At 70.1% G+C, this 9007-nt stretch carries 9 protein-coding genes; 2 read left to right on the top strand and 7 right to left on the bottom strand.

From position 1 onward, the window contains the following. Positions 1-84 precede the first annotated feature (84 nt). The 3 genes from K7G60_RS37575 to K7G60_RS37565 are packed head-to-tail and all read right to left on the bottom strand — an operon-like array spanning position 85 to position 2996. Positions 85-1143: an aldo/keto reductase gene (locus K7G60_RS37575; RefSeq protein WP_225805452.1), complete on the bottom strand. Its 1059-nt coding sequence runs from the start codon at positions 1141-1143 to the stop codon at positions 85-87. A gap of 9 nt (positions 1144-1152) precedes the next feature. Beyond that, positions 1153-2016 carry an alpha/beta fold hydrolase gene (locus tag K7G60_RS37570; RefSeq protein WP_225805451.1) on the bottom strand — a complete coding sequence of 288 codons (864 nt, stop codon included), beginning with the start codon at positions 2014-2016 and terminating at the stop codon, positions 1153-1155. A 14-nt stretch (positions 2017-2030) separates the two neighbouring features. Further along, complete coding sequence (locus K7G60_RS37565) at positions 2031-2996, bottom strand: DUF5937 family protein (RefSeq protein ID WP_225805455.1); 966 nt, start codon at positions 2994-2996, stop codon at positions 2031-2033. Positions 2997-3082: 86 nt separating this feature from the next. Here K7G60_RS37565 and K7G60_RS37560 point away from each other — a divergent pair, with 86 nt between their 5' ends. Continuing rightward, entirely contained in the window at positions 3083-4357 is a 1275-nt protein-coding gene (locus K7G60_RS37560) for an MFS transporter (protein ID WP_225805450.1), read from the top strand. A 14-nt stretch (positions 4358-4371) separates the two neighbouring features. Here the strand turns inward: K7G60_RS37560 and K7G60_RS37555 are convergent, their stop codons facing one another. From K7G60_RS37555 to K7G60_RS37540, 4 genes are all read right to left on the bottom strand, one after another. After that, complete coding sequence (locus tag K7G60_RS37555) at positions 4372-4536, bottom strand: DUF4287 domain-containing protein (RefSeq protein WP_225805454.1); 165 nt, start codon at positions 4534-4536, stop codon at positions 4372-4374. Between the two features lie 118 nt (positions 4537-4654). Further along, on the bottom strand, positions 4655-6880 hold the full coding sequence (locus K7G60_RS37550; protein ID WP_225805453.1) for an FtsX-like permease family protein: 2226 nt from the start codon (positions 6878-6880) through the stop codon (positions 4655-4657). Positions 6881-6897: 17 nt separating this feature from the next. Continuing rightward, a complete protein-coding gene (locus K7G60_RS37545) occupies positions 6898-7572 on the bottom strand; it encodes an ABC transporter ATP-binding protein (protein WP_225805449.1) in 675 nt (224 codons plus the stop codon). 57 nt (positions 7573-7629) lie between these two features. Then, complete coding sequence (locus K7G60_RS37540) at positions 7630-8037, bottom strand: hypothetical protein (protein ID WP_225805448.1); 408 nt, start codon at positions 8035-8037, stop codon at positions 7630-7632. A 390-nt stretch (positions 8038-8427) separates the two neighbouring features. Between K7G60_RS37540 and K7G60_RS37535 the strand changes: the two genes are divergently transcribed. Continuing rightward, a complete protein-coding gene (locus tag K7G60_RS37535) occupies positions 8428-8988 on the top strand; it encodes a hypothetical protein (RefSeq protein WP_225805447.1) in 561 nt (186 codons plus the stop codon). The last annotated feature ends 19 nt before the right edge of the window (positions 8989-9007 follow it).

Below are 9007 nucleotides of genomic sequence, written 5' to 3'. Positions count from 1 at the left end.
CCGCCGCTCCGCCGCTCCGCCGCTCCGCCGCTCCGCCGCTCCGCCGCTCCGCCGCTCCGGCGACCCGGCCGCGCGCGCCGCCCCTCACCCGGCGGCCCGCTCCCCGATCGGCCGCCGCCGCAGGGAGGGGTCGGTGAGGACGGGCGGCCGCCAGGCGCCGTCCGGCCGGTAGAGGTTGGTCCCCGGCGGCACGATCGCGTCGATCCGGTCGAGGACCTCGTCGGTGAGGACGACCGGCGCGCCCTTCAGCAGCCCCTCCAGCTGCTCCATCGTCCGGGGCCCGATGATCACGGACGTCACGGCCGGGTGAGCGGCGGCGAACGCGATCGCCAGCTCGGGCAGGGAGCACCCGATCTCGTCGGCCAGCGCGACGAACTCCTCGACGGCGTCGAGCTTGGCGGCGTTGACCGGCAGCGAGGGGTCGAATCGGTGCGGGGTGAGCGCGGGCCGCCCGCTGGTCAGGTCGATCGGCCGGCCCTTCCGGTACTTGCCGGTGAGGAAGCCGGACGCGAGCGGACTCCAGGTCAGCACCCCCATCCCGTACTTCTGGGCGGTGGGCAGCACGTTCGCCTCCACGCCGCGCGCGAGCAGAGAGTACGGCGGCTGCTCGGAGCGGAACCGGCGCAGCCCGCGCCGCTCGGCGACGGCGTGCGCCTCGACGATCTCCTCGGCGGGGAAGGTGGAGCAGCCGAAGGCCCGGATCTTCCCCTGACCGACGAGATCACCGAGGACGTCGAGGGTCTCCTCGATGTCGGTCCGGTGGTCGGGCCGGTGCACCTGGTACAGATCGATCCAGTCGGTGCCGAGCCGCTTGAGGCTGTTCTCGACGGCGAGGGTGATCCAACGCCGGGAGCCGCCGCCCCGGTTGGGCCCTTCGCCGCCGACCGGGAAGTACACCTTGGTGGCGAGGACGGTGGCCTCCCGGCGCCGCGGGTCGCGCAGCGCCTTGCCGACGATCTCCTCGGACTCGCCGGCCGAGTACATGTCGGCCGTGTCCACGAAGTTGACGCCCTGGTCGAGGGCGGCATGGATGATCCGTACGGACTCCTGGTGGTCCGGATTGCCGACGGCTCCGAACATCATGGTGCCGAGGCAGTAGGTGCTGACGTCGATCCCGGTCCCGCCGAGTACCCGATAGCGCATGGGGCGACTCTAGGAACTGGAGTGCACTCCAGGGCAAGGGTCCGGGGAGGACGGGAAGTCGAGGATCACCCGAGCCAGCACGCCGGCCCGCTCCAGGTGCACGTCGTGGCCGGCGCCGGGCAGGCTCACGCCGTGGAGGCCGGGCTGGAGCCGGACCATCTCCGCGTACTCGTCCCCGCCGATGATCCCGCCCTCCCCGCCCTCACCGAGGACGACGAGCGCGGGGCAGCGGACGGCCGCCCACTCGTCCCAGAAGGCGCGACGGACGTTCTCGTCGAGGGAACGGACCATGAGGTCGGGATCGCAGCGCGGCCAGAGCCGGCCGTCGCGCTCCTCCAGCCCGTCGGCCCACCCCTCCCCGACGGACCGCTTGCCGTTCCCCAGGTACGCGACGGCCGCCTCCCGCGAGGGGAACGGCACCGGCCACGCCCGCAGCCAGTCGCCGATCAGCTCCCCCGTGCCCGGTTCGGCGCGCCCGGCCCCGGCCTCGACGAGGACGAGGGCGCGGAGCAGCCCGGGGTGGGCGGCGGCGGTCAGGAGGGCGGTGTGCCCGCCGAGGGACTGGCCGGCCAACAGGGGCCGTACGAGGCCGAGTTCCTCGATGACCGCGACGACGTCGGCGACGTACGCGGCTCGGGAGACGTCGCCCGGCCGCCGCTCGCTGAGGCCGTGCCCGCGCTGGTCGAGGGCGACGACCCGGTGGCCGGCGTCCCGGAGCGGCCGGGCGACGGCGTCCCACTCCCCGGCGTGCCCGGCGAGCCCGTGGAGGAGGAGGGTGTCGGGCCCGGATCCGCCCCAGTCGCGGCAGGAGAGCCGCACGCCGTCACGCACGAGAACGCGCTCGACCCAGGGCGGGGCGGAAGGAGAGGTCACGGGCCCATCCTCCCTCATGGACTCAGGAGTTGGTCGGCGACGGCGGTGCGGGCGTAGAGGACGGAACGGCCGCTGCGGTGGGCGGTGACGAGGCCGGCGTTGCGGAGGGCGATGAGGTGCTGGGAGACGCCGGCGGCGGACATGCCGCAGTGGGCGGCGAGCCGGGTGGTGGAGGCGGGGGTGTCGAGCTCGGTCAGGAGCAGGGTGCGGGAGCGGCCGAGGACGGCGGCGACGGCGTCCGTGGCGCCGGGGGTACGGCGCTCCCAGACGCTCCCGAAACCCCGTGCCGGATAGGCGAGTTGGGGCGGGTCGGGATGGACGGACCGGGTGAGGACGCGGGGCCAGACGAAGACGGAGGGGACGAGCAGCAGCCCGGAACCGGCCTGGTCGCGGGTGAGCGCGCAGTGCCGCCGTACGAGCCGGAGGGTGCCGTCGTCCCACCGTACGGTCTCGTGGAGTTCGCTCAGCACCCGCGCCGAACCGTGCTCGGCGACCTGCCGGGCCCGGTGGAAGACGTCGGCCTCCAGGACCTTCTGGATGCGGGCCCAGTAGGGGGCGAGGGCGAGCTCCCAGTACGTCTCGATCTCGTCGGCGACCTTGGGGAGGACGGCCTCGGGGTCCTCGCGCAGCAGCCGGAGCCGCCCCCCGCCGTCCAGCGGGTCGAGGTCGTCGCGCACCTGGGCGGCAGGGGTGCGGCGGATGGCGCCGAGCTCGTCCCCGAGGGAGGGAAAGGGACCGGAGGGGGTGGGATTGAGGAAATCGGCGAGGTACCCCTGGGCGGGAACCAGCGCGGCGAGCCATCCGCGGTCGAGCCCGGCACGGACGACCCGGGGCCGCACCTGGGCGGCCCAGCGCCCGTGCGGGACGGAGTCGGGCTGCTGGGCGAGGAGCCGGTAGCTGGTGACGACCTCCCACATGGGGGAGACGGCGAAACGGGTCTGGGCGAGATCGGCGGCGGAGAAACTGAGCCCGGCTTCCATGCGTTCCACGTCCTGGAGCTGGCGAATGGATTCGTTCTGAACTTAATCATTGGAGGGGCGCAGGGACCGGAAAGCAAGCTCCCCCCATGCGAAAGACGCCCCCGTCCCCCTGCTCCGCGCCCCCCTCCTCACCCCCTTCCGCGCCCTCCTCCCCGACTCCCGCCCCGGCCTCCGCCTCGGCCTTCAAGGGCCTCCCGTCCGAGGTCTGGACGATCTTCGCGGGAACGATCGTCAACCGCCTCGGCTACCTGGTCACACCGTTCCTGGTCTTCTTCCTGGCCTCGCGGGGGGTGACGGGCGGGGACACCTCGTACGTGCTCGGCGCGCTCGGTGCGGGCAACCTGATCGGCCCGGCGGTGGGCGGCATCCTCGCCGACCGCATCGGCCGGCGTCCCACGATGCTGCTCGGCCTGATCGGCGCGGCGGCGGCGCAGGGCGCGCTCTTCCTGGCGCCCGGTGTGTGGACGATGGCCGGGTCGGCGCTGCTGATCAGCGCGGCCGGCAGCGCGGTCTCCCCGGCGGCGTACGCCCTGCTGGCCGACGCCGTCGACAGCGAGCGGCGGCGGCGGGCGTACGCGCTCTTCGGATGGGGCGTGAACATCGGCACCGCGGTGGCGGGCGTCCTCGGCGGCTACCTCGCGGCCCGGGGCTACTGGCTGCTCTTCGTGGTCGACGCGGGTTCGATGCTGCTGTACGCGCTGGTGGTGGCGATCCGCCTGCCGGAACCGGACCGCTCGGCCCCGGCGCGGCGGACGAAGGACGGCCTCGGCTACGGAGTGGTCCTCCAAGACCGCCTGGCCCTGCTCCTGCTCCCGCTCTTCGGCGTCCAGCTCTTCGTGTACTCGCTGACCGAGGTCGCGCTGCCGCTCGCGGTCCGCGACAGCGGCCTCTCGCCGGCGGTGTACGGGGCGATGGCGGCCGTCAACGCGATCCTGGTGGTCGCGCTCCAGCCCTTCGCGACGGCGTGGCTGGCGCGGCTCCCGCAGCTGGCGGTGCAGAGCGCGGGCAGCGCGCTGATCGCGGTGGGCGTCGCGCTGACCGGCCTGGCCGACGGCGTCGTCGGCTACACGCTGTCCGTCGTCGTCTGGTCGCTCGGCGAGGTGGTCGTGGCGGGCATCGCGGCGGCCGTCTTCGCCGACCTGGCCCCGTCCCACGCCCGCGGCCGCTACCAGGGCGCCTTCAGCTGGACCTGGGGGACGGCCCGCTTCGGGGCCCTCACGCTGGGGGTGACGACGTACACGACGCTGGACCCGGCGGTGCTGTGGTGGACGGCGGGAGCGGCGGGAACGCTGACGGCGGCGATCACCCTGTCCCTGCGAGCCGGGGTGGAGTCCCGTACGACCCGCACCCTGGCGGCATGAGGCGGCGAGGCCCGCTACTTCCCGCCGGCCAGCACGTGGGCCACGAGCGCGTTCGCGTGCCCGTGGCCCAGCCCGTACTCGGCCTTCAGCCAGGAGACGAGCTCCATGTGCCGGGCGAGCGGCGAGGCCCGAACGAGCTCGAGCCACTCGGACACGGGCCGCCCGTACTTCTTCTCGATGGAGGGGAATTAGCTGGCGGGACCTTTGACGGCGTTCTCGGACAAGGGGTCCTCCTCGGAGTCGACGACTACGAAGAAGGACCGCGCCCCCGAGGAAAACTGATCGCTCCGCCGCGGATCAATCCCGTCGGATGTGCTCGGGATCGATGTGCCGCCGCACCATGGGAACGGAGGCGACGGCGGCGGCGAGCACGACCCCGAGCGCGGAGGCGAACAGCAGGGACAGCCCGTCCCAGTCCCAGTGCACCGCCCCACCTCCGGTGATCAGGTAACTGGACTCGGCAAGCCACCCGGTGACGATCGCAGCCCCCAGCCCCACCACCAACGGCAACAACACCTGCACCACCTGCACCACCCGCAGCGTCCCCGCCCGAGCCCCCAACAACGCAAGCGCGGTGACCTGCCCCCGCCGCTCCATGGCCCGATCAGCCACGGACACGACAAACGCGGCAACCCCGATGACGAGCCCGAGCACCATCCCGACGACGAGCAGACTCCGAATGACGGTCAGCTGAGCGAGCGAGTCGATGACGATCCCCACGGGCTCGACGGAGGCGGTGGGGGCGATGGCGCCGATGCCGTCTAGGACGGAGCGGATGGTGGTGGGGTCGGCATCACTAAAGAGGGTGAGAGTGCCGTCGGCCAGGTTGGGGGGGAGAAGGGACGGGGGTACGAGAAGAGCGCCCGATTCGAAAACCGACATCTCCCAGGGGCGCACATTGATCCTCTCGCGGGGCACGGTGAGCGCGACCTTCCGGCCGTCCTTCAACGCGAAGGGATAACGCTCCCCCGCCTTCGGGTCGTAATCGGATGTCGTGCGGTCGTCCGCCAACTGCATGATCCGCCCGTCGACGCAACCCGTGGCCTGCTGCGTGTAGGCCGCGAGCTGATCGCAAGTGCCAACCACCAGGTCGGCGTGCGCCACATTGCTCCCGTCCAATGGATCCCAGGAGCTATACGAGACGGTTGTTGTCTGCACGCCGGGGACCTTGGCCAAAGCCTGCTGCTGTGCTGGTGAGACATCGTTCAGGCGGATGTCGTACTCCTGAAGAGGAGCCGTCCGCCTGCTGACCTGGTCCAGTTCGATGAGTACCCCCTGAGTGAGCGAGGCCCCGAACACCAGCAGCACGAGCCCGGTGACTACCCGCAGGGAAGCCCCCGGATCCACCTCGGTACGCCGCATCGCCAATGCCATGGGGAGTGACCTGGCCACACCAGCCAGCCGCTGAGCGAGCCAGGCCGTGATCGGCGCCAATCCGAAGACGAGGCCAGCCCCAGTCAACAGCACGGCACCGGGCACCAGTAGGGAACTGGCTGACCCTCCGGACGGGTCTCGCCCAATGATGCTGAGTACGCAGTACCCGACGGTGATCCCGATGCCGGGGACCAGCAGCAACATCCCGAACTTCTTCGGTGGCTTGCGTTCGCCGACACGCCGCACATTGATCGGTGACAGGGCGGGACGCCGCGCACTGAACTGCCCCACGACCCATGCGAGCGCCGGACACCCCAATAGGCACACGGCAATGGTCGACCCCTCGGGTCGCCCATCGGCCGGGTACCAGTGCAACCCGGGTAGCCCGATCCGCGCCATGGCCTCATTGATTCCGAGATACCCCACGATGCCGATTAGCGCCCCAATCAAGGCAGCCACCACGCTTTCCCCGGCATTGACTCGCAGGGTGTCCTTCACGCTGAGCCCGACAAGCCGAAGCGCTGCGAGTCGGCGCGCACGGGACTCCCCGGAAAGCCGCGCACATACGGAGAGAAAGATGACGAGGGGGAGCAGCACGATGCAGCCGAGGGTAAACCGCAGGGTGCTGAGAGTGGAGGGGTCGATGACCTGCCGCCAGGATCGGCCGATGCCGAAGCCGCCGAGTGTCTCTGCTTCAGGTAGCTGGTCTCGGGCGATGCCGATATAGGCGTACAGATCGTCGGATCCGCCCAACCCCTCCGGCGCGATAGTGCCGACTACGCGGCCAGGGACAAGGCCGGCTGCTCTTGGACTGGCTGCCAGGATCTGACCAAGCCTCGGTGAAACAATCACCTCACCGACTTCGGGAAGTCTGTCGATGCCGGGCGGCACCGGCGTCGGACCAGTATGTGTGCGAGCGATGAAGATCCGGCGGAGCGGCTGCGGGCCGTAGGGATCACTGAACTCGCGGTAGACGACGCTGCTCATCCCAGGGCGAGGTTCACGGGCGGCTACGCGAGCGTCGTGAGCGCCGAGGATCGACGGAATGGTCAACACGGCCGCAAGGCAGGCCACTCCAAGCGCGGATCCGAGTGTCATCAGCAGAAAGCGAACCCGTCCCCTTCGCCCGCTTCCCCATAGCAGGCGCATTCCGAGGAGGAAGGTGTTCACACCGCCACCCGTTGAGCCAGGACACCGTCCGACATCGTGTACTGCGTGTCTGCCCTTGCGGCGACGTCCGAGTCGTGCGTGACGATGACCACGGCTGTCTTCTGTCGACGTGCCAACTGAAGGAATTCATCAAGGACAGCAGCTGCGTTGGTGCTGTCGAGCGCTCCCGTCGGCTCATCCGCGAAGACCACGTCCGGCCGGTGGACCAGAGCACGTGCAACGGCCACACGCTGACTCTGGCCACCCGACAGCTTTGACGTTCTGCGCCGTAGTAGGTCGCCCATTCCGAGGCGCCCCAGCACCTGGGCTGCCATGGCATGGGCATGGGTCTTGCTAATCCCGGCGAGCCGGAGAGGGAGCGCTGCGTTCTCCTCCACAGTCAGTTCCGGCAGCAGTTCCCCGTACTGGAAGACGAAACCTAGGCGCGTACGGCGTAACGCGCTGAGTTCTCCGTCAGGGAGCGACGAGAGCTGCGTCCCGTCGAAAGTTACCGTGCCGTTGGAGGGAGGCAGGACTCCAGCGAGACAGTACAGCAGGGACGACTTGCCCGACCCGCTACTGCCCATGATGGCGGCCACTTCGCCGCGCTCGAGCGTGAAATCGGCACCAGTGACAGCCTGCTGCGTGCCATAGAAGAGATCCACGCCCTCGGCGCGGAGGATGACATCCATTGTGGTAAGCCCCCTGAGGATGGGAGCCGTGCGTCGACGGCTCCCAGAACCTATCGACTATCGCCGCGCGAACAGTCGCTCGCGCGAGCAGTTGTCCGGCCGGAAGGAGCCACGGTCAAGGCATACCTGCATCCGAATTTCTTTGGTCTTTAGGACTGCGCCGTCGGAGAAGACCCTGTCGATCCTGATGTCTTTCTTCTGCACACCCCTGACCTCGCCCCACGGGTAAGCCTCAACCTTTACCCGCAGGTAGACGTTGTGGCCGTCATTGTCGGCGTCATCCCGCAGCAGCCCCTTCACATGGAGCCCGCTCGGTACCTTGTTCGGCGGATCCCACTGGTACGTGCCGACGAACGCGGCGCCTGATGTCTGCATGACCAAGCGGTGCTCCGAATCGGCCGCCGCCACCCCCACCCCTCCGACGAACAACCCCGCAGCCACCACCACTGCCGCCAACTTCCGCATAGCTGTCCCCTGTTTTGATCGTGCCGACTGGTCATCGACTGGTCATCACAGAAAGTATCTGCATCACTACACACAGGTCAGAGCAGGAACGTCCCTCCCTCCGATCACCCCCCGATTCAGTGAACGAGCCCTTCCTCGCCCCCTCCTCAGCCTTCCGGGCCATGCCGTGCCTTCCGCATGACGAGGAGCAACGGGAGTTCCGGGAGTCCTCGGCGGTCGGGAGGGCGGGGTGCTGAAGCGACATGGGTACGGCGGTGATCTCGCCGGAAAGCGGCCTCATCGCCGAGGCGGCGGTCCATCGGGTGGAGCCTCCCCCGGGCGCCCCGCCCGTAGGAGTGATCACCGGTGCGCCTGCGTGAAGGAGCCCCGGCGCCGCCCGAGGATGCGCGCATGCGCCCTTCCTCGTCCTTGCTGCGCCGCACCCTCGTCCCGTTCGTCGCCGCCGTCGCCCTCCTGGGCACCGCCGGCTCGTCCGTGGTCGGTGCGGTCGAGGCGTGTGGGTCCGTCATCACGGCTCCCCTCGCCCCTCCCGTCTCCGCCGACGACCCCTGCCCCAGCACCGACCCGGTCGTGTGCCGGATCCGCGTCCTCCCGATGGACGAGAAGGTGGAGGCCCAGCGGATCCGGATTCGCTACCACGAGCTCCTGGAGGACATGCACCGCACCGAGGCCGACATGCGGGCGGCGGGCTTCACCGACGAGGAGATCGCCCGGGAGCTCGTCGACATGCGGAACCAGGCCAAGGGGATCACCCGCGCCGGCATGAGTCCCGAGGAGGTCCGCATCCTGGAGGAGCGGAACATCGTCAAGTACGGCAACCCCCTCGGCCCCACCGCGGACCAGCTGTACGCCAAGTACGGCTCCTGGCAGCAGGTCATCGACGCGTCGATGCGGACGAGCTACGCCGTCGACCGCGAACTGAGCCTCGAGTACCGCCCCTGCCCCGTCTAAAGGGAGACGGCGAACGGCA

Origin of the sequence: Streptomyces sp. NK15101 (assembly GCF_020400725.1) — a bacterium.
In the GTDB taxonomy this organism is placed as follows: Bacteria; Actinomycetota; Actinomycetes; order Streptomycetales; family Streptomycetaceae; genus Streptomyces.
Note: the sequence above shows the minus strand (reverse complement) of the source record. Positions and strands in the feature narration are given on the sequence as shown.

Bases quoted from the DNA above. Each gene is read 5' to 3' on its own strand.
- K7G60_RS37540 (WP_225805448.1), bottom strand. From the start codon at position 8,037: ATGCGGAAGTTGGCGGCAGTGGTGGTGGCTGCGGGGTTGTTCGTCGGA.
- K7G60_RS37535 (WP_225805447.1), top strand. From the start codon at position 8,428: ATGCGCCCTTCCTCGTCCTTGCTGCGCCGCACCCTCGTCCCGTTCGTC.
- K7G60_RS37565 (WP_225805455.1), bottom strand. From the start codon at position 2,996: ATGGAAGCCGGGCTCAGTTTCTCCGCCGCCGATCTCGCCCAGACCCGT.
- K7G60_RS37550 (WP_225805453.1), bottom strand. From the start codon at position 6,880: ATGCGCCTGCTATGGGGAAGCGGGCGAAGGGGACGGGTTCGCTTTCTG.
- K7G60_RS37560 (WP_225805450.1), top strand. From the start codon at position 3,083: ATGCGAAAGACGCCCCCGTCCCCCTGCTCCGCGCCCCCCTCCTCACCC.
- K7G60_RS37545 (WP_225805449.1), bottom strand. From the start codon at position 7,572: ATGGATGTCATCCTCCGCGCCGAGGGCGTGGATCTCTTCTATGGCACG.
- K7G60_RS37575 (WP_225805452.1), bottom strand. From the start codon at position 1,143: ATGCGCTATCGGGTACTCGGCGGGACCGGGATCGACGTCAGCACCTAC.